Annotated in this window: 22 protein-coding genes and 1 tRNA gene; 7 read left to right on the top strand and 16 right to left on the bottom strand. The window is 58.4% G+C overall.

The window, feature by feature from the left end:
* Window positions 1-3: 3 nt before the first annotated feature.
* Genes M2319_RS08590 through M2319_RS08580 form a run of 3 tightly spaced genes read right to left on the bottom strand, consistent with a single transcriptional unit; the run spans window position 4 to window position 1,326 of the window.
* Complete coding sequence (locus tag M2319_RS08590) at window positions 4-213, bottom strand: hypothetical protein (RefSeq protein ID WP_264601049.1); 210 nt, start codon at window positions 211-213, stop codon at window positions 4-6.
* Complete coding sequence (locus M2319_RS08585; protein ID WP_264601048.1) at window positions 206-1,120, bottom strand: glycoside hydrolase family protein; 915 nt, start codon at window positions 1,118-1,120, stop codon at window positions 206-208. Before M2319_RS08585 ends, M2319_RS08590 begins: the two co-directional genes overlap by 8 nt.
* On the bottom strand, window positions 1,117-1,326 hold the full coding sequence (locus tag M2319_RS08580) for a hypothetical protein (RefSeq protein ID WP_264601047.1): 210 nt from the start codon (window positions 1,324-1,326) through the stop codon (window positions 1,117-1,119). Before M2319_RS08580 ends, M2319_RS08585 begins: the two co-directional genes overlap by 4 nt.
* 127 nt (window positions 1,327-1,453) lie before the next feature.
* On the opposite strand from M2319_RS08580, the gene M2319_RS08575 reads away from it, so the two are divergent.
* The 4 genes from M2319_RS08575 to M2319_RS08560 all read left to right on the top strand — a co-directional run bounded on the left by M2319_RS08575 (window position 1,454) and on the right by M2319_RS08560 (window position 5,034).
* The gene (locus tag M2319_RS08575) at window positions 1,454-2,107 is read left to right on the top strand and encodes a helix-turn-helix domain-containing protein (protein WP_264601046.1); all 654 of its coding nucleotides are present in this window, start codon (window positions 1,454-1,456) and stop codon (window positions 2,105-2,107) included.
* Window positions 2,108-2,329: 222 nt separating this feature from the next.
* Window positions 2,330-2,403: transfer RNA gene (locus M2319_RS08570), tRNA-Gln, on the top strand.
* Between the two features lie 92 nt (window positions 2,404-2,495).
* The gene (locus tag M2319_RS08565; RefSeq protein ID WP_264601045.1) at window positions 2,496-3,644 is read left to right on the top strand and encodes a tyrosine-type recombinase/integrase; all 1,149 of its coding nucleotides are present in this window, start codon (window positions 2,496-2,498) and stop codon (window positions 3,642-3,644) included.
* Between the two features lie 499 nt (window positions 3,645-4,143).
* Window positions 4,144-5,034 (top strand): phosphoenolpyruvate carboxykinase (ATP), encoded by an 891-nt coding sequence (locus M2319_RS08560; RefSeq protein WP_264601044.1) that lies wholly within the window; start codon window positions 4,144-4,146, stop codon window positions 5,032-5,034.
* 3 nt (window positions 5,035-5,037) lie between these two features.
* Here M2319_RS08560 and M2319_RS08555 read toward each other — a convergent pair whose 3' ends face one another.
* From M2319_RS08555 to M2319_RS08535, 5 genes are all read right to left on the bottom strand, one after another.
* Window positions 5,038-5,685, bottom strand: a complete 648-nt coding sequence (locus M2319_RS08555; protein ID WP_264601043.1) for an MBL fold metallo-hydrolase — start codon at window positions 5,683-5,685, stop codon at window positions 5,038-5,040.
* Window positions 5,686-5,767: 82 nt separating this feature from the next.
* Window positions 5,768-7,306, bottom strand: coding sequence for a hypothetical protein (locus M2319_RS08550; protein WP_264601042.1), 1,539 nt, complete (start codon window positions 7,304-7,306; stop codon window positions 5,768-5,770).
* Window positions 7,290-8,156 carry a radical SAM protein gene (locus M2319_RS08545; protein WP_264601041.1) on the bottom strand — a complete coding sequence of 289 codons (867 nt, stop codon included), beginning with the start codon at window positions 8,154-8,156 and terminating at the stop codon, window positions 7,290-7,292. Before M2319_RS08545 ends, M2319_RS08550 begins: the two co-directional genes overlap by 17 nt.
* Window positions 8,157-8,636: 480 nt before the next feature.
* Complete coding sequence (locus tag M2319_RS08540) at window positions 8,637-9,626, bottom strand: M48 family metalloprotease (RefSeq protein WP_264601040.1); 990 nt, start codon at window positions 9,624-9,626, stop codon at window positions 8,637-8,639.
* Window positions 9,598-11,331, bottom strand: a complete 1,734-nt coding sequence (locus M2319_RS08535) for a type IV secretory system conjugative DNA transfer family protein (RefSeq protein WP_264601039.1) — start codon at window positions 11,329-11,331, stop codon at window positions 9,598-9,600. Before M2319_RS08535 ends, M2319_RS08540 begins: the two co-directional genes overlap by 29 nt.
* Before the next feature lie 238 nt (window positions 11,332-11,569).
* Between M2319_RS08535 and M2319_RS08530 the strand changes: the two genes are divergently transcribed.
* On the top strand, window positions 11,570-13,018 hold the full coding sequence (locus M2319_RS08530) for a MobA/MobL family protein (protein ID WP_264601038.1): 1,449 nt from the start codon (window positions 11,570-11,572) through the stop codon (window positions 13,016-13,018).
* A 17-nt stretch (window positions 13,019-13,035) separates the two neighbouring features.
* On the opposite strand, the gene M2319_RS08525 is transcribed toward M2319_RS08530, so the two are convergent.
* A complete protein-coding gene (locus tag M2319_RS08525) occupies window positions 13,036-13,368 on the bottom strand; it encodes a type II toxin-antitoxin system RelE/ParE family toxin (protein WP_264601037.1) in 333 nt (110 codons plus the stop codon).
* Entirely contained in the window at window positions 13,368-13,610 is a 243-nt protein-coding gene (locus M2319_RS08520) for a type II toxin-antitoxin system ParD family antitoxin (protein WP_264601036.1), read from the bottom strand. Before M2319_RS08520 ends, M2319_RS08525 begins: the two co-directional genes overlap by 1 nt.
* A 385-nt stretch (window positions 13,611-13,995) precedes the next feature.
* On the opposite strand from M2319_RS08520, the gene M2319_RS08515 reads away from it, so the two are divergent.
* Together M2319_RS08515 and M2319_RS08510 are read left to right on the top strand one after the other, a co-directional pair.
* Window positions 13,996-14,208: a hypothetical protein gene (locus tag M2319_RS08515; protein ID WP_264601035.1), complete on the top strand. Its 213-nt coding sequence runs from the start codon at window positions 13,996-13,998 to the stop codon at window positions 14,206-14,208.
* Window positions 14,205-14,729, top strand: a complete 525-nt coding sequence (locus M2319_RS08510) for an antirestriction protein ArdA (RefSeq protein ID WP_264601034.1) — start codon at window positions 14,205-14,207, stop codon at window positions 14,727-14,729. Before M2319_RS08515 ends, M2319_RS08510 begins: the two co-directional genes overlap by 4 nt.
* A gap of 152 nt (window positions 14,730-14,881) precedes the next feature.
* Here M2319_RS08510 and M2319_RS08505 read toward each other — a convergent pair whose 3' ends face one another.
* The 6 genes from M2319_RS08505 to M2319_RS08480 form a co-directional block, all read right to left on the bottom strand.
* Entirely contained in the window at window positions 14,882-15,118 is a 237-nt protein-coding gene (locus M2319_RS08505) for a hypothetical protein (RefSeq protein WP_264601033.1), read from the bottom strand.
* Window positions 15,119-15,228: 110 nt separating this feature from the next.
* Window positions 15,229-15,945, bottom strand: a complete 717-nt coding sequence (locus M2319_RS08500) for a TfuA-like protein (protein WP_264601032.1) — start codon at window positions 15,943-15,945, stop codon at window positions 15,229-15,231.
* Window positions 15,942-17,162, bottom strand: coding sequence for a YcaO-like family protein (locus M2319_RS08495; RefSeq protein WP_264601031.1), 1,221 nt, complete (start codon window positions 17,160-17,162; stop codon window positions 15,942-15,944). The genes M2319_RS08500 and M2319_RS08495 overlap by 4 nt, the downstream gene beginning before the upstream one ends.
* 29 nt (window positions 17,163-17,191) lie before the next feature.
* Entirely contained in the window at window positions 17,192-17,440 is a 249-nt protein-coding gene (locus tag M2319_RS08490; RefSeq protein ID WP_264601030.1) for a hypothetical protein, read from the bottom strand.
* A 21-nt stretch (window positions 17,441-17,461) separates the two neighbouring features.
* Window positions 17,462-19,429, bottom strand: a complete 1,968-nt coding sequence (locus M2319_RS08485) for a BTAD domain-containing putative transcriptional regulator (protein ID WP_264601029.1) — start codon at window positions 19,427-19,429, stop codon at window positions 17,462-17,464.
* A 32-nt stretch (window positions 19,430-19,461) separates the two neighbouring features.
* Entirely contained in the window at window positions 19,462-19,923 is a 462-nt protein-coding gene (locus M2319_RS08480) for a helix-turn-helix domain-containing protein (protein WP_264601028.1), read from the bottom strand.
* Window positions 19,924-20,008 lie beyond the last annotated feature (85 nt).

Here is a 20,008-nt window from a genome sequence, read left to right as displayed (position 1 = left end):
CGTTCACACCTTGGTGCCGGCCGGGCCGGTGGTGACCTGGCGGAGCAGGATGTTGGCAAGGGCCGAGACGACGAGGACGGCGCCCTGATACTTGACCGGCACGACCGCCGCCCAGAGCTGCGGCTCGACAAGGGCAAGGAGGCCGACGACGGCGAAGGCGGCGTTGGAGAGCCGCGTGCGCCAGCCCTTCAGGCGTTTGAGGGTCTCACGCATGGCCGAGCCCCCGCAGCCTGCGGGCGATCTCGTCGCCATTGCGCCAGAGGACATAGGCGAGCGATGCGGCAATGACTGTCGCCACCACGGCGAGCACCCAGGCCGGGGCGCCGGTATCGGAGCCGGCAGAGACGGCCCCGCCCGCCGCCGTGGCGAGCCCCGCCGCAAGGGCCGAGGACCTTGCATCACGCGTCGCGACCGCGCCGCGGTCGAGCGCGGCCTTCGTCGCCGGCCCCAGAATGCCGTCATTGGCGAGCCCGTCATGGGACCGCTGGAAGGCAAGCACGGCTGCCCTCGTCTTCGGCCCCCAGAGCCCGTCGGCCGGCCCCGGATCGAAACCGCGGTCCTTCAGGAGCTTCTGGTAGTCGGCAAGCGTTTTCTTGTCGTCCCCATCGGCGGAATGGCCATTCGGGCCACCGTCGGCATAGTCGCCGTGCTCGATGAGCGCCGCTTCCAGCCGCCGCCGCGCGACGAGCCCGGCAAGCCGACGCCCGCCGGCCGTGTTGTAGCCGACCCTCAAGAGCGCCGCGCAGCGGGCCGGATCGCCGTCCCTCAGCGCCTGCGCCCAGCGCCAGGCGACAGATCCCTTGCCGAGATTGAAGGCGACCGAGGTCGCACCGTCGTAGTGATGCTGCTCCTTTGGACGGATCGACGCGGTGACGGCGGCGCCATATTCCCCGTCGGCGACCTCGCTCAAGAGACGGGCGTTTTCCGCGCGGGTGATGGTGTCGCCCATGCGCAGCCGGTGGCCGCGAGTTTCCTGCCAATAGGCCCGGAATATGCGGCTGGCGTCGGTGAAACCGGTACCGATGGTGACGACGCCGACCGCGTCGCGATAGGCGTTGGCGACGAACCCCTCCCGGCGCTCCAGGAACGCCGCGCCGCGCGGCGACAGGCAAAAGCTCATTGTGGATCCTCCAGGAACGACAGCCGCGCCAGCGACACAGCAACGAGCCCGCCGCGCGGCGCCAGCGGATCGGCATTCGGCACCCACCAGGTGCAGGGCGTGATGCCGAGGGCGGCGGCAACGCCCGTGGATCGCCCCCGCTCGCATTCGGGCAAAACGGGATTGTTCGGCGCCCCTGCCGGCGCCGGCATCTGTGCAACGGCCATCGCGTCGCCTCGCTTGAAGATTTGAAAAGAAACCGCCTCGCGGTGATCTGTTATTTACATTATTTGTGTTTATAATGTCAACATGATTTATGTACATTCCGTGTTGAAGGGGGACAGGATGGACACGATGGCCGACCGATTGCGCACCGCCCGGGCCGAAGCTGGATTCCGCTCCGCCCGCGCCGCAGCGCTGAGCCTGGGCCTTTCCCCCTCCACCTATGCCGCCCATGAAAACGGCCAGAACGCCTTCGGGCCGGACGTCGCCCGCCGCTACGCCAAAGCGTTTGGCGTCACTGCCGCCTGGCTGCTGACGGGCGAGGCCGAACCGCTGGAAAAAAAGGGCAAGGCAGCGCCCGCCCCTACCCCGGTCGTCGGCGAGATCGCCAAGGGGGCGTGGATCGAGGAGGCCCCGGACCGGACGCCGACGGCCTTCCTGCCGGTCATTGACGACAGAACGGAGGACGGCGCCATGGTCGCCTATCGCGTCCGCGACGGCTCGCTCGGTCACCTTGCTCCGGAAGGCGGCTTCCTCATCTGCCGGGCGCTCGACCCCGACGCCGCTCCAAATGACGGCGCCCTCGTCGTGGTGGAACGCCTGAGGAAGGCGCAAGGCATCGTCGAGCGCACCGCGCGGCGCGTCTCACGACATGGCGGCCGGACCGAATTGGTCGAAGCCGACCCGGCCGCCGGCACGGCCGAGCCCATCCGCACCGGGCACGGCAAGGACGGCATCGACACGCGGATCGCAGCAAAGGTCGTCTGGATCCTGAGAACGCCCTGAACCGGCAAGGCCTTGCGGACCCAACGCCAGCCGCAACCGAGCTCTCGGGCCCGCCCCGCGCCGGCAACGCTCAAGCGCCATGCAGCCCGGCCGAACGCCCCTTTCGGCAAAACCCGTTTGCCGGCGCCGCCCCGCCGTTGACAACGCATTTTGCCGACCCTATACGGAGGGTCTTCCGCGGGCCGCGCCCGCGGAGCCGGGCTGCCGACCCGACGGCATCCTTGGGGAATAGTTTAACGGTAGAACAGCGGACTCTGACTCCGTCGGTCCTGGTTCGAATCCAGGTTCCCCAGCCAAGCAAAATCAGATACTTACGGTCGGTCTTTCGACTCACATTTTCGCCAAAAACCGCAGGCACACTGCAGGCACACTTTTCGGAGGGTGTGCCATGGCTGAATCGCATTCCATTCTGGGCGGGAAGGTTCGGGTCTACAAACGGAGCAGCAGCTCCGTCTGGCAGTGCCATACCTACGTCAACCGCAAGAAGATGCGGACCAGCACCCGTGAGAAGAGCCTGGCCCGCGCCAAGGAGTTTGCCGAGGACTGGTATCTGGAACTGCGCGTCAAGGTGCGCCGCGGCGAGATCAAGAACGAGAAGACGTTTGCCGACGCGGCGAAGCTGTTCACCACGCAGTACGCGGTGATGACCGCAGGGGAGCGGAACGAGCGGTATGTGCAGAACCACCAGGGACGGCTAAACAACCACCTGCTGCCGTTCTTCGGCACCAAGGGCCTGTCGGAAATCACCCCCGGCCTGTTGCAGGAGTACCGGGTGCTCCGGCGAACGCCGGACGAAAACGGCAAAGTGCCGGCACACAGCACGCTCAATCAGGAAATCGTCGTGCTCCGGCAGGTCATGAAGACCGCCTTGCGCGAGGGCTGGATTGGGCACCTGCCCGACTTCTCAACGCCCTACCAGCTTTCCCGGAAGGTCACCCATCGGGCGTGGTTCTCACCGGAGGACTACAAGAAGCTCTATCAGGCGACCCGGCGCAACGCGAAGGCAGCCCAGGGCAAGAAATGGCAATGGGCGGCCGAGCAGATGCACGACTATGTGCTGTTCATGGCCAACACCGGCCTGCGGCCCGATGAGGCCAACAACCTCGAATACCGGGACGTGTCGATTGAGCAGGACGGCGGCCAAACCATTCTGGTGATTGAGGTGCGGGGCAAGCGCGGGGTCGGCTACTGCAAGAGCACGGCCGGGGCCGTGCATCCGTTCAAGCGGATGGTCGAGCGCAACACCCCTGCCCCCACCGACAAGCTGTTTCCGGCCTATCACCGCAAAGGGTTCAACCGGATCCTGGAGGAAGAAGGCCTCAAGTACGACCGCCAGGGCAACCGCCGAACGGCCTACAGCCTGCGCCATACCTATATCTGTCTGCGCCTGTTGGAGGGCGCTGATATCTATCAGGTCGCCAAAAACTGCCGCACCAGCGTCGAAATGATCGAGAAGCACTACGCCGCGCACATCAAGACGCAGCTCAACGCCTCGGCGATCAACGTTCGGAAACGCGTGTCAAAAAACGATGGATGATCGAATTCAAAATTGAAAAACGTAAATCATTCCAAATATAATCGAACTCCTTGGATAGTGCAAACGGCCCAACGAAGATGGTAATGTGATAGTACAGACAATGTTCACAGCCCCGGCGGCCAAAAAGAACTAAATGGTGCAAAAAACGTTAGACTTAGCGCTGCGCAGTATCGAGACACGCCTTAAGCGCCAAATGCCTTTTAACTGTTTGGTTTATGGCAATTGCGTGCGACGACGCAAAGACCGTTCGCATTGGCATCCGCGATATTTCATTTCGCCTCAAATTGCGCTGGATCGAGCACACTTAAACACGTACAATTCGCGCTACTCAAACACTAGATTTCACGTCTTAAATCACTATTTTCTGCGTAAAGCATCCCAAAAAGATTGATGGAACCTTTAGCTCAAGTCGCCCCGAAATAGCGCCTCATGAGTAGACCAAAAAACGCCCCTCCTATTTGCAAATAATTCGATCCATCCAATCGGAGTCACGCCACCAATGAATACAATTGAATTCAGCGACGAGCGCCTAAAGTTAAATATACGGGCGGCTACGAGTAATTTCTTTTCATCCGACCAATCCGATATTTTATCCAGAGAGCTCAATCCGTATTTTTCAAAAGTCCAAATATTTCAAGAAAACGGTCAACATCAAGCCAACGGTACCGACACAAGGCAGAAGATCTTAGACGCTATTTCAACCGTTCGCATTTCAGCAAAGCTTCGAGCAATAGAAATGGGTGGAGTTAATATACACGCAGCCGCGATAGCCAATACGTGTAAAAAAGGTGTACTCATCACTGCGAAACCAGGAGGCGGGAAAACGACAGCATTACAGGGAATACTCCCCATTGGTCATTACGATTTCGTCACAAACGATCAGTGCATTTTACGTCAAGAAAACAACTTTTTACGGGCATTGTCTTACCCTGCCATAACTCGTTTTCGCGAGCCGCCCTTAGGGTATATTGAAGAATCGCCAATTCCGAAAATACTTCACGCCAGTCCATTGAACGGATACTATGATGGCAGACTAAGTTTAAGCCCTGTTGACTATCTTTCGGTAATCCGAGAACACACAGGCTCCCAATCTCCCAAAATCCTCAATCAGTGCGAAATAGTCGCCGCTATCGAATATCAGAAATGCGAATCTCACTACAGTTTATCCGAACTAGAGACAAACAAAGAACGATCGAACGTGATCGACCTGCTCAACCTCCCCCTCTCAGAACAAGTCCTTCCAACAACGATCAAGAAGCCGCTCGAACTCCAAGAGAAAAACAATTTTGCGACCTTTAATTTCTCCGGTATACGTTGTTACTGTTTAAGGTCTGACCTCCCATCACTCAAAAAGGCATGGGCCTACGCACTAAACGAAATACTATCGTAATTATTAAACATTAAAAACAGAACCGTCTTTCGGAACAATAAACTCATCCGTATCAATGGACTGCACTTCATCACTCATATGTGTGGCAACAAAAGTTTTTCCTATTGATCCATATGCCCTAACAAGATACGCCATATCATCAACACCCATATGCCCCGATCGAGCCTTTAAAAAAGAGGTATCTACAACAGCTAAGTCCGATACCCGCGCTATCCACTCAACCCCATCACAGAGTTCCGAATCTCCCGAGATACCAATCGTTTTCCCGTCTTTTGTAACACAATACCCATAAGCCTCGAGCCCATCATGTTTTACAGGTACCGAATTTATTTCGTAGCCATTAATACACACCGACTGAAATTCATTGGCTCTCAGCGGTAAAAATTTGACTCGCGAGCCCTCCGCTATTCGATCCCACTGATCAGGATAAGCCATATTAAACAAATTAAAAACATACTCTTCTACGCTAGAAGGACCAACAATATTAAAATCATTTTCCCGCTTATTTCTTAACCCTTGTTCTAGTAACATAAAAGGTATGTCGAAGTAGTGATCTCCATGGAAATGCGTTATCAGGCAAACGTCGATATCAGCTATATTAACATCCATTCGCCGCAAATTTTTAACAGCGCCATTAGGAACATCTACCATTATACAGTCATCGATGAGACAACATGCACTGAGAGGGTTCGTAAGAATCGAACCCGTTCCAATCATAGTTAGTTTCATAACCCTACTCCCTTTGGAAAAACTCCAAAAACAACACTACCATATCCCGAATGTCCCATGCGGCCAACCAACTAGTCACGCCATTAAGTAATTCTATGGACGGGCCGACAGCAGCATAGGCGCAAAGCATTGTCAGTGCGATGACGGCCCAACGATAGGCCCACCTAAGCGCCGCATATCGATCCTCTAAGTTCAAAGACAAAGCAACCGCTTGGCGTCCGACTTCATCAATGAGTTTTTCAGGATCGCTTTCGAGCAGGACTTCTCGTAAAACTTTTTGTTCTTGCCCAGCGATCCAACCAAAAAAGAAAATTCTCCCACGAATACGTCGGCTCCCTCTCGGTTTTGATAACCGCTTTATGATTCCCAATGTCTTAATGGCACCAATTAGAGCCGCAAATAAACTAACAAGAGCGAGAAACCGTGCATATTTCCCAACTGCACCGCTATCAATAGTCGACAGCGCCTGTATATCTGCCGCAAGAATAGCAGCATAGACAGCAAGCAGAACAGTTGACTTGTAAACGAGTTCAACTCTTCTGAAGTTCAATGTCTCCAACATCTTATCGCTTCTATTAATAATTACGTGCAAATCATTTTGAGAGAAGCAGCGCCTTCCGCGGCGTATAAGCAGGTTAGACGAGTCTATATAAAATATTAATCGTTTTAAACCGTTTGTAACCAACTCCTTTCGCCAATACAATCGGTGTGATGGCATGTGCCCATTTAAATTAAGTATCGAACGCTCAAATCGAACCCGGACCAAAGATTTAAGAATCATCCACTGACTAAACAACCTCAGATCGAAATCATGATACAGACCATCCAAACAAGAAATCACATTTTCGGCAACGTCCTCCCTTGCTAACATTATAGAACTCCCCGCAAGTGCGGCCAAATCATTCCAAACAAAATTCCTTGAATGATATCTAGGCCCTGTTGAAGGGTCGAGAAACAAGCATCGACTACCATGCAAGAGAATATTTCCTGGATGGACATCTCCGTGGCACAAATGAAGTGCCGATATGCGGGCATTCAATCTTTCATTCGCCTCCGATGCAGCCATAAGAAATAGAAACACGCTTTCTAATTCACCTAACTCGTGGCTATATTCCGTATGTAAGTGTGCTTTTTGTTCCCTAAAATTCTTCCGAAGTGCCGCGAAATAGGTTTTCGCGAGCACAGGATCGCGCGGGAACACCTTACTTAGTGAAAAATGGCTGGCAACTATCCTTTCTATATTTACTTTGTCTTTTGAACATAGAATATTGGCAAGAAACCTATTTTCTGCATATAATGGAAATTTCTCCACTTTGTAATGCTTTCCGTTAAGCGTGCATTTTTCTGAAGAAACATCGATATCTTGCTCCTCATAAATTTTCCTTTCTTTAACTGATTGAATAACATCTTTAATTGAAATTGGAGAAATCTTAACAATACAGTCGTCACAAAAGAAAATGCCGCCATTGGCTGTAAAAAGCGTATCACTGTACGGATATTTAAGCGTTTTTATTATTTCGTGATAATTACTGTCCAATTGCATAATGACTCCTATGAGAATCTCCCAGTGCATTTGCAATCAATATGCTAATTTGATCGTCTTCCAAGTTTCCTAACTTGACAATCCCCGCAGGGTCACCGGAATAGATATCTCCGTTTGGCTTCAAAATTGCGATCAAACCTTTTGATACAGATTTAAGTTCATAGCAAGGGAGACTAAGGCTTTCGGCGTAATTTATCGCTTCTTCGATCAATTTATGCTCAATAGACGGATCCACCGATAGTTGGCCATATCTTGATTTCGCACGACCGCGGGGAACAAGTGTCTGAATCCTGACACACCTGACCCCAGTGGCTGAAGCCCATTTTATTGTTTCGAATAGAGAATTCTTATTTACCGATGTAAGTAATATACTTACACGAACCCTTAGTATTGGAGACAAGCTAACAATGTTATAAATCAGTTTTTCGAAAGAAACGCCCGGGCGACACTGTGAGAAAACGTTTGGATCGATTGAGTCAAGTGAAACATCGACCCAATCGAAAGCACTAATTGCCTCACTCGCGTCGATCGTAAATGTTCCACTCGTTCTCAATAATGAGCCCATGTTGAGACCGCGTGCATACGTTCCGAGATCATAAATTCCCGGAAAAAGTAAAGGCTCTCCGCCACCCCACCCGATTCTGCGAGTGCCAAGTTGATTTAAAAGATCGACATACGTGATTGCTTTATCCAACGCGATATCAGGTTTGTGCCTCTCAATTAAACAGTATGGACACATGCCTTGGCATCGATTAGTCGGTTCGAAGCAAACACTGATTAGCGGATTATGTTCTTTTTTTGTATCTATTTTTACGATATCTAACTCGGGATCGTAAATTGAACAGGGCATCAATATGCTCCTCCGTTAGCGCAATAGCGACGCATTTTGATAATGGTATATAATCTCTATGCCTATCGTCAATTATAGGTTGTCGTCTCTGCGTCCAAGAATTCGATCATAAGACCTGTTTTTGACTGTCGAACGCATTTTAATTCGAAAGGCCTCGAATGTTATTAATTTACAGAAATTCAAGTCACGCAAATCGACTAGCCTCAACTTCCAAAATTAAACAACAACACGTCATAGATTATGAGTCAAATTTGCTACCATCTACAATGAGCGGTTCAACCGCTTTTGCTGGTAACAGTGTTCAAGCTCGAGCATGAAAGCGCCCGCCGCACGGCCTACAGCCTACGGCATACCTATATCTGTCTGCCCTGCTGGAAGGCGCTGACATCTATCAGGTTGCCAAGAACTGCCGCACCAGCGTCGAAATGATCGAGAAGCACTATGCCGCGCACATCAAGACGCAGCTTAATGCCTCGGCGATCAACGTTCGGAAGCGCGCACGGGCGCGGGCATAGCAGCCCCGACCGGTGCTGTCGTGGGCGCACCCTGAGCCGCGTCAGCGTTCAGGTAGGGCAACCGCTTGATATATCGGCCATCTTCGATTGCCTGTATCCGATCCGAAATCGGCGGATGACTGGCGAACAGATTGTTGAGGTTGGCCCGCAGCATGAAACTGGCGAATGCGCGCTGTTGCTTCGGGGGCTTGGCTACATCGTTCTGGATCGCGTCCAACGCCCCGATGATCTGTTCCGGGTTGGTGAGCACCGCCGCAACGGCATCGGCCCAGAACTCCCGCTGTCGCGAGAACCGCATAATTTCGATCTGCGACGTGGGCGTGAACAGCCAGCGGGCAATGTTCTTGAGGCCGCGAAAGTAGAGGAACCAGGTCAGGGCGTTTTGCGCGCCATAGGCATAGGTCATGCGGGCCATATCGTTGTTGGCCACGTGCGCCAGTTCATGGGCCATCACCGCATCCAGTTGTGGCATGGTCAGTTTCTGGATCGCCCCGCGTGAGAACGCCAGCAGCGCGTTCTCTTGTGTGGTCCCCATCGCGAAGGCGTTAATCGCTTCATCATCGAACCAGCCGACCCATTTGATCGGCGGCAACGACAGTTCTTCGGCTTTTTTGTTGATGTACTGGTGGATGGGGTGACCTTCCGAAAACAACGTCACGCCCAGGGTGGTCGCAGCCACGCCGGGCGTGGCGGCTTTTGCGCCGAAGTGCCAGCCGCCGAACCCGGCCCAGGTCGGTGCTGCGACCAGCGCCAGTGCGAGACCGGCCCCGGCTTCAGCCAACACCAGCGGGCCAAACATGAGGAAGGCCAGTGGCCCGGCAAAGCCCGCGGCAAACATGCCGGTCGTCAGCGCGAACGCTGTACCGATGAACACGCCGATGATGGCGCCGATCACCATGATCGTCACCGTCGGCCAGACCGGATTCCTAAGTCGGGCCGGATCGAGTGTCGCCATTGGGATTCCCCCCATTCCAGTTGCCGTGTCGAGTGCGGCAGGTCTCGTTTGAAAACCATGGCGTCAGGGTGGCCTGGACCGGCGCAACCCCCCGCAGGAAATGCACCGCCTTGCGCGGCTTCGAGGCGTCGGTCGTGGCCAGCAACCGGATCACTTCGTCCGGGTTCAGCAGCTTGCGGCCGGTCAGATGCACGTTGTCGGAAATCGAATACGACGCCCCGCCGCCGCCCACCGCCATGTTCGTGTTGGGCGACTCGTACGCAACGGTGGTGTCGCCAAGATAGTTCGAGACCAGTTCCGCCGTATGCGGGTCATCGGTCCCGAAAAACGTCTTCACCTCCGCCTGGAAGAACGATTTCCAGGTGGTCGGGTATTTCTGTTCCAGCGTCGGCAGGTCCTGGAGGAAGAACCACAGCCGCACCCCGGCACTGGCATGGGTCCTGAGCGCGTTGATGAACCGGTCATCGGCTTCCAGCGCCAGAAACTCATCGAGCACAAACAGCACGGGGATATCGGGCTTGGCCTGATTGGCGAGCATGGCGTCGAGCGCGGCGGCAAAGACCATTTGCACATAGGTGCCGTAGGCGTTGATCTCTTCGAACGGCAGAACCAGATAGACCGTCGCCGGCGCATCCTTCAGCGCCCGAAAATCAAAGTCAGATTGTGCTGTGGCCTGGCGCAGGCCGGGGGTATCCCAGATGCGCAGATATTGGCTGAGGCTGTCGATCAGCCGGGGCTGGCCCACGTCGCGGGTTTTGGTCTGGACCGTCTGGGCCGCGTTGCGGATCGCCGCCGGCATCACGGGATCGCTCATAGCCCGCAAGAGGCCGTAAAAGTCCTTGCTGAGCGAGGATAACGTGTCGCGAATGGTGCCGAAGTTCCGGTGCGGTTCGGGCGCATAGCGGGCGTTGAACAAAATCACGCCGGACAGGAACCCGATGGCTTCGTTATCGAAGAACCGCTGCCGATCGTCGTCCGTTCGGGGATAAATCATCTCCGCCAGCTTGGTCGCGTCCCGCTCGTCCTTGACGTGGTCAAGCGGGTTGAACGCGTGACCGACACCGTTGAACTGCGGGATATCGAACGGATTGAGGATATAGACCGGGCCGACGTTCTCGGCACGCCAGCGGGCGGTGGCGAGAGCCAGTTCGCCTTTCGGGTCGAGCACCACCGCACTGCCCCGGTAGTGGAGCAGGTTCGGGATGATCTGCATCGTCGCCTTGCCGGTCCGCGTAGGGGCGACAGTCAGCAGGTGGCTTTCACCGGCCCACTGCAACGGCTGGCCGCTGTCCGCCTTCCCCAGCAGGATGCCGCGGCCGTCCGCCTGGGTCTCGGGACCGAGGAACCCGGCGTCGACGAGTGCCTGGGGCAATGCCCACGCCGCTGAGCCGTGGATCGGCGGCGGGTTGGTCCGCATCTCATCGAGTTTGCGCCTGGCCCGATAGGCCTGCTGAGCAGCGGCAAGGATACCGTCCGGCTCACGTCCGGCCTTCACCGCTTCGACGGCGGCCTCAATCGTGATGGGGTCGTAGCCTTCCTTCTCCAAACGGCGGCGGAGCATCCAGGCACTCATGCCACGGCCGATACTCAGACCGGCACGCAGCCCGCCCTGAGTGATCCGCACACCGTCCCGGACCTCGTTCCCGAAGCCTTTGACCGGCTGGATTGGCATGTTCTTGAGCTGGTCGAACGGATCGTCCGCCATATAGCCCCCCCGGCACGCAACTACTTCAGGCTGCTCAACTTTCCCCGGAACATGTTCGGGGATATGTTTATCCATCTAACAGCGCACTTACATGTTGCACAACGCGTACAGGTTGCGCAACATTGCCGCGTTCGCAGGTCCCTCGCGGGCCCGGCGAACACGGAAGTGCGGCAGGGGGAGACCCCCTGCACCCCCACGCCGTGCGATTTGGTGAATGCGTACCCGAAGGCCGACGCCGATGATGGACACCATCCACTGTCACGTCGACAACCTGTCCCGACGCAAGGCGGACGGCGGAGAACGTTCCGCCGTGGCGAAAGCGGCCTACAACTCCGGCACGGCCATCTGGAATGAGCGCGAGAACAAGGTCACCAATTTCGGCAACCGGGCCGATGTGGTGCATAGCGCGCTACTGGCACCGGAGGGTGCCCCTGCATGGGCGCGGGACCGCGCCCAACTCTGGAACATGGTCGATACGACCGCCAAGCGGCGCGACGCCCGCCTGGCCAAGACCATCGATGCGGCGATCTCGCGGGACATCCCGCAAGATCAATGGGTGCCCCTGCTCCATGCCTTTGTCGCCCCGTACGTGGCGCAAGGCATGGTGGCTGACGTGGCCATTCATGACGACGGTACGGGTCACAACCCCCATGTCCACATTCTGCTGACCGTCCGTACCCTGAAGCCGGAGGGCTTCGGGGCCAAGATCACGAACGTGGATCAAAAAACCTTCGTGACCAAAGCCCGAACGGGCTGGGAAGCGAACAGCAACAAATTTCTGGAGGCTGCCGGGTCCGCGCTGCGTTTGGACAAACGCAGCCACAAGGCTCGCGGCATCCAGGCTGAACCGACCAAACACCGCGGACCCAACCCGGCCGAGCGTGCGCTGCGCCGTGTACAGGCCCGCCAGTTCAAGGAGCAGACCATGAACCGCCGGGCGAGTGACGATGAACGCCGTGCGTATCCGTTGCTGACCGAACGGGAAGACTGGCCCCCGACCAGCGAACAGCCCGCGCGGGACATGAGCCAGCACGAACGGGGCGAGTTGGCACGCTATTGGGATGATCGCAGGGCAGAAGCCGAACAGGCCAATACCGCCGAGGTCCGCAGGCGGGATCTCGGCAGTTGGCTGGATCGTACCAATGAAGATGCCGCCCGGCGGCGTGAGCAAGCCCGGGAACCCAAACCCTGGTATGAGGCCGCGCTGTCGCGCGCCCGTGCCGAGCATCAGATGCCCGAAGGATACGACCGGGTTGTCCGAGAGCCGGTGCGTGACCTGGAACAGGACCTCACCGAGCGGCGCAGCGCCTACGAGCAAAACGTCTGGGAACGGGCCGTCAATCAGGGACCGAACCGGGAGGAGCGCGAGCTGCTGACGTTGGCCGAGGGGGCGACCCCGGAGGTCCGCGACCGCATCAAGGAAATCGTCATCGAGGAGCGTATGCGGCACATCCGGGCCGAGGATGACGCCAAACGCCTCTCCAGGTTCGAAAAAGAGATGGACCCGAGTCTACGGGAACGCCTGGACGATTTCCTTGGCGGTCAGGGTCAGGGACAGCAGGGTCAAACCCAGCCGGAGCCTGGTCCCTACTACCGACCGGAAACCCGCGACACCCTCGAGCGGGCGCAGGAAAAGATGCGCGAGGAATACGAGCGCGACGACCGGGACCGCGAGCCCGAACGCTGAGGCGTTCGGTGTGGCGTCTACCGCTGGCTTTCTTCAATGCCGGGCAGCGGGTTATAGGTCCCGAACAGGTCCTCAAAATCGCGGGATTTATGGAGCACGCGCACGATGGCTGTTTCGCCTTGCCACTCCATGAAGAACACGATGTGCGACGCATGGGGCAGACTGCGGATGCCGTCACCGAGTTCGCGCCGGAGGCGGCCTATGCGCGGATTATCGCCGATAGTCGCGAAGACGTCATACAGGCTGAACACGTACCTGCGGGCTTGGTCCTCGCCCCACTTCCCTTCGGAATAGATATAAATGTCCTGGATATCTTCTTCGGCATCGAGTGACAGAAACCAGGTGTCCACTACCCCTGCTTCCGTTGTTTGGCTTTGGCAATCACTTCGTCGGCACTGGCGCGGCTGACCTTGCCGGCTTTGACCGATTCCATGCCGCGCTGGACATCCCGGCGCAGGCTTTCCAGCTTCAAATGATGCTCCTCATGCAACCGCAAGGCATCCCGCACTACTTCGCTGGCGTTGTTGTAGGGGCCACGCGCAATCTGCTCGGCCACGTACTCTTCCAGCTTCTTGCCCAGGGAAAAGTTCATTTCGGCACCTCCTGTTCTTCCTATGAAGGCTCCCACAAATAACAACTGTTAGCAATTATTTTTATTGACGGAATTAGATGCCGATCGCCTGCTCTGACAAATCAGCCACATTGATTAAGTTCGCGGGATAGCTCCTACCGTCCACAAATCATGTTGGGTCTGCCGTGTTAAGCCCTGGTTTGGGCAGCAGGCCTCTCCTTCCCTTAGAACAGCCCACCGCGGCCGGGAACGGTCGGAAATTAGGCCGACCCGTCCCCCGTGCAACGGTCTTCCGCCGCAAGCGGTCTCCCGAGAAGACCATTGCACGGGGAACTGATGGGCGCGGCCTTTTTGGCTTTCCGACCAGCCGCATGGGGCGGCTGTAACGAAAGGAAGGAGAGCCGACATGGCAAAACAAACCAAAACATTCAACAAGGCACCGACCCACGAAGTTTTTCATGTGGTCGGCGACGGGGATAAAGCCCGCTGGACGAAAATCGGCGTGGGCTGGGGTCACAACGACGGCGACGGCCTGAACCTCGCCATCAACTACACCCCGCTGGTCGAGGGCCGGACGGTGGTCCGCAAGGTGAACCGGGATCAGGAGGCGAGCAAATGAGCCCGCTTCCCCTCATCTACCCGCCAGAGGCGGTGTACTTCGCCCAGCCGTACAGCATCGTCGCCGAAGGCTTCTACTTCTCCGCCCTGGAGGAGTATGAAGCCCGGGCGGCCGGGCACACCGACCGCCACGGCATGCCGGTCGAAGAGTACGAAATCCAGTTCATCGACGGGGACAACGCGCGGCTGTTTAACGCCCTCAACGTCAACCAAGCGACCTTGTCGCTCTGGTTCGAGACGTTCGCGGAGCTTGATCCAGATAACGACGACTACCTCAAGGCGGTCTATCTGGCCGAGAACGGCTACGCCATGGCCGATATCCCCGATCGGCTGGACGACCTGACCGTCTGGCACGGCACAGCCGAGGAGTACGCGCAGGAACTGGTCGAGGACTGCTATGAGCTGCCCGAGGCGCTGCGCTACTACGTCGACTATGCCGCGGTTGCCCGCGACATGCGTCTGAACGGCGAGATCAACGAGGTTGACATCGATGGCGAGACCGTCCTGATCATGGGCTACTGATCGTCCACCAGCACGATGCCCGCCCCGGCTGTTGCCGGAGCGGGCATCCTTTTCTTAGCGTCGGCGTAATTAAAGGAAATGCCACGAACCTTTACTTAGGCGCGGCAAATCAGGCGGTTTAGCCTCCCGTGGCCAGCTCGGCTGGCGCTAGCCTAGTGAACCACCTCACCGCAGAGAGCCTCCACGTGGACCTGGGCCTCGGCCGCGTTGGCGGCCGATTTGTCGAGTTCCTCCAACGCGGCCGCGAGCGCCGTATCAAGGCAATAGGTGACCAGATCAAGCGCCTGCGCGTGTGCGCTTTGGCGGGCAAAGGCAATCATCCGCGCGATCGCAGCAATTTCGCGTTCGGTTTCCGTTTCGGACACGGTAGCCGTGAGTTCCGTTGACATGTTCCACACCCCTCTTTGTTGATCTAGCAGACAGATCAGCGTCCCCAATCCAGCTATTCAACTTGGTTGGGCGTTATATCAGCGTTACACGCGCATACTCCGGTACCGGTTTATTCCTGTTCGCGGGCTACCCATTGCCGGAATTGCGCCGTGTGCGCGAACTCCCAGCCTTCGGGCTGCGGCACCCGCGCATTCTTTGCGCCACGCACCGCTTGCAGTACCGCTGCCGCGTCGAGCTGCTTTTGATCGACACCATTCTCCTTAAGGATGCGGGCCAGCGCGGCGCGGCGCGCCGGCGCCAGGCCGGCACCGGCAACGATTGTGCCCCAGGTCCGCTCCTTGAAGAATGTGGCTTCAGCCGCCGCGGCCAACCGCACCTGCTCTTCGCCGGAAATCAGGCCCTGTTGCTGCGCATGCGCCAACGTGGCCCAGACATTCACCAAGGGTTCGGTCAGCGGGGCATAACCAAGTTCGGCCGGGCCGTGGAGCAAGGCCACCGCGGCGTCGTCGTCGACGTCGCCGGCCGCATAGGCGCGATAGATTTCCCCGACGCCGATCATACCGAACGCGGCGCACTCGGCCGCGCGCAGCGCGCCGATGCTGGCGCCGCCGAACACCTGGACCCCTTGGGCCAGAGCAAACAGAATTTCCTTGTGCCAAATGGCGGCCACACTTTCATACGCCCCGTCAATCAGGCCAATCACATTGGCGCCGCCGCCAACGGCGGCATAAACGTCGCCCTGGGCCGCCGGTGCGCGTAGGTCAACGTCGGCTGCTTCGTTCCAGGGCATGCCCGACAGCGATGGACCCGCAAAGATAACCTTCATCGAAATACCAGCATCTTGCCCAATGCCCGCGCGCCCAAAGGGTGCTTGCGTGCGCCGGGAGGATTTTCCAGGCGGGGAGCCAGGACTTTGACCACCGCCATCCGGTCTTCGTCAGGATTGAGCCGGACTGCCAGCAGCGGACCCAGCCCCTTGCGGTCGAGCATCCCGATCACCGCGGCCGTCATCTCGGTCAGCGATCCGGCCGGCGCCACCGCATAGCTGCGGTGGTCGCACCGAACGGGAAAGTCCAGCTCCTGCCGCAGCGCAGGCGGCAGCGGCCGGGCAAAGGTCTCCGGCGCAACATCGTCGCGCGTGCCGCTGATCAGCGTCAGCCGCGACTGGACCGCCTCCGTCAGCGCGCGGATGAGCGCGCGCACGGGGTGCGGATGCGCCCCGCTGCCGTGGGTCACGTCGATGTACTTCGCTGCTGCGCTCATCCGGAGCGTGGCCGGCGCCAGCAACGCCATGAACACCGGCACGCCGACGTCGCTGGTGACATCGAACAACTGGATGCGGAACCCGGCATGTTCGATCCGGTCAAGCAGGTCACGCACCACCGGGTCGTCAGCATATGACCTGACATCGACACAAGTCCGTGCCCGCTGCGCCGGACCGGCGAGTTGCCACAAGCATTTGGCGTCCCGTTCGATCCGTTCGAGCACCCCGTGGAAAATGGCTTCCGCGGCAGTATTGCCGGATGCCAGGCCGTCCGACGACTGCCAGTAGCGGCTCGGGCGGGTGCGATCCAACGTCACCGCCGCGCGGGGGACCCAGACCGGTGTTCCGTGCACCAGGTCACAGGCCGCGATCCATTCCAAGGCCGTATCCGGGGCGATTTCCGGGCTGCCGGCCGCCAACAGGCCGGACAACGGGTCGGCACGCCGACCGTCCGCCCGCAGCGCCTGGATACTCGCTCGTCGGGTCGGCAGAGGGGGATTTTCGGCGACGGCACGTTCCAGTGCCTCCATTGCCGCCGAGACTTTGGCGTCGAGATCGGTGATCCCCTTGCCCTGATGCACGACCAGCGAGCGCGCGTTGGGCCGCATCGCATTCCAGACCGGGATGCCGATGGCATCCAGCCCGGTAATGCGTGCCAGTCGGGTGACGCCGCTGCCTACCAGCAGCGGCGTCACCCGTGCCAAGGTGTCGGCGGGCGAGCACACCCGATCCGAATACCGGACCGGGACGCGCTCGCCCCGATCGCCCGCACCGGACATGCTATGCCCGGAAATCAGCCAACGAGCCGCTAGCTATCAAATTGTCCGGAAAAGGCCTCCGAAATATCGAACTGCCCCGAGAACGCCTCGCCCTCGGTCACCACCTGAACGCCGAGATCGATACCGGCGGTCAAGACGGCCCCGTTCGCCCTTGCTGCGTCAGAATAGTCGAACGGCGGGCTATCGAGGTCCGGCAGCGGCGCAACCGTCCCGTTTGCGAAATCAACGAGCCAATAACCGTTCTCGCCGCGCAAGCCCAGCACCACAAACTTTGCCATGTTATCCTCCAGTCTAAAGGGTTATTTAAATCCAGCTTTGCGTAAGCCTTCCCGGTATTGATCCTTTTGCCAGGATTCTTTGACCGGCATGATTGCCAGCCATTTTTCAATTTCGAAGTCCGGAAAAATCGACATCGTCCGCCGCATCAAGGCGTTCGCTTTCGCCTTGTCGCCGAGCATGCCCCAGCAGGCCGCTTCCAGCCGGACGGCGGCGTTCTTATCATCCATGTTGTTGATGCAGGACAGCGCGGCTTGATAGCCGCCCTGAAAATAGTTGGCGCCTGCGGCGGTCCACCAATAGATGTCCGGACAGTATGGGTTCAGTTCAATCGCCAGATTGATCTTATCGAGAGCCAATCCGGGCTCGGAGGCGTGGACCAGGGTATCCGCATAGTCGGCCAGCAAATCGGCGTACCAGGGCGCACTGATCTCGGCACCTTTGAACGCGTCGATGCTCTCATCGAAAGCGCCTTGAAAAAGCTTGGTGACGCCCAACGCCCGGTAGCCGCCGGCGTCGTCGCCGTCCATCAAGATCGCCTGCAGCGCGTGGGTCTCCGCCGATTCCAGCAGTTCCGCGTCGCCGCGGGCGGTCAGGAGCCATTCCAGTTGTTCAGTGCGGGCCAGGCCCGCGAGCGCGCCCGAGAACTCCGGCGCATCCCGCAGTGACGCCCGAAAGGCCTTACGCGCCCGCCGAATATCCGGGAGGTCGACGCGCCGGAGATGGCGCTGTGCCAGCAAATAGTGCTGGTAGGCGCTGGGACGCTGCGCGTCGTCGATCCGGGCGAGTTGGTCAGCTTCGATCCGGCCCGCGACCGTCCCGACCGTCAGCCGCACCATCTCGTTATAGGACCGCGGCAGTTTGCTCGGCGTCAGGTCGAACCGTTCGGCCCAGAGCAGATCTTCACGCGGGACGTCCACCAGTTCTACCCACAATGATGCCCTGCCGGTGCGGGCACTAAACCGGGTTTCGACGGCGTAGCCGATGCGTCGTTCATGGAGGAGGTCGCCCGTTTTGGCCTCACGGGCAGCAATTTGGCGGGCGGTACGCGGGGCAACGGTTTTGATCGTGCGGACGCGGCAGAGGCCGATAGTCACGTCCTCCAGCAGCGCCGCTGCCAGCAGGCCGGTCGTGTCGTCCGGCGCGTCACCGGTGGGCGGCAGCAACGCCACCCGCGGAAAACGAATAGGCTCGACTGCATCCGGGGTCGGCGCCCGCGCCGCCGCGAAGCTTCCGGCGTCCTGCCGGGGCCGCCGCACCGGCTCCGCAATCCGCAGGGCACGCGTGAGGTCGAGGGTTTGTTGCGGCGGCGAGGTGCCCAAATCGTGCCAGAGCCGCTCCTTGTACTGCGCGAAGATCGCTTTGGCCTGGGCCAGTTGCCCCTGGCAGGCAAACACGCGCATCAAGGCTTCGTAGGCGACATCGTTGTACGCATCCAGTTCGAGTAAGCGGAAGGCCGCCTCCTGAACCAAATCGGCAAAGGTTTTGACATCCCGCCGGGTCGCCAACGCCTGCACATCCGCCGCAAGCGCGGACAGATGTTTGGCGCGTTCCCCTTCGATCCAGAACTGCACCTGTTCGCTTTGAAAGTTGACATCGGCCAGGAACAGGCCCCGCACGTGGGTCACAAGGGCGCGCAAGCGGACCGCCGGTGCCGCGTCCCGTGCCTGATCCAGATCATCGAGGTCGAACGACAGGTTGCCTTGCTCAAGGCCGATTGCGTTGTCGCCGATATGGAAAAGGGTCGTCCCGAGTTCGTGCTGTCGCGTTTTCACCCGCAGGATCAGTTGGCGCAAATTGCGGAGGATGTCGGCGTCCGTCTGCTCGCCCCACAGGACGCGCGCCAGCTCGGCACGCGAGATGTGCGTCAAACCGCGGGAGCGCAGGTAAACAAGCGTCACCAAGCCCTTTTCCGGAAAAGGGATGGTTTGGCCGTCCCGGTCGGTCAGGCGCACGTTACCGAACGTGTAAAGGCGAAACGTCTGACGCATGCTTTGGCAACCGATCGCTCGGAGCTGTCTGACTATGGCTCCACGTGGGGTTTGGCGGTGTGCATGCGGCCAGGAAATTCGATGATCTGTTTGTCACCCTCTTCCGCCAGCGTCTTGGCAAGCGCCACGATTGCCTGACGGGTCTTGGGGTTTTTGATTTTCGTGAATGCCTTGCTGAGAGCGATGCCCTCACGGGAACTGAGAAAGTCCGCCACCAGCTCATAGTCCGGCGCGTCACCGGCAACCAGCACGGACCCGGCTGGTTGACCTTTATCCTGAAAGAAAAAGGCAACCGGCACCTGCAAGACGTTCGCGATTTCCTGCAACCGCGACGCGCTGATGCGATTCGTGCCTTTTTCGTATTTCTGAATCTGCTGGAAAGTGATCCCCAATTCGGCGCCCAGGCGCTCTTGCGACATATTCAGGAGCATACGCTGCAAACGAACCCGCGAACCAACGAAGACATCGATGGAATTGGGCATTTTTGCCGACATACCTTACCTCTGCCGATGCAAACGCGACGATGAGCGTCGCCACTCGCTGTTCGCGCCGCGCGACCTGCCGGCACGAAGAATTGGC

The sequence above is a fragment of the Rhodobium gokarnense genome, from assembly GCF_025961475.1.
In the GTDB taxonomy this organism is placed as follows: Bacteria; Pseudomonadota; Alphaproteobacteria; order Rhizobiales; family Rhodobiaceae; genus Rhodobium; species Rhodobium gokarnense.
This window is presented reverse-complemented; position numbering and strand designations above follow the sequence as displayed.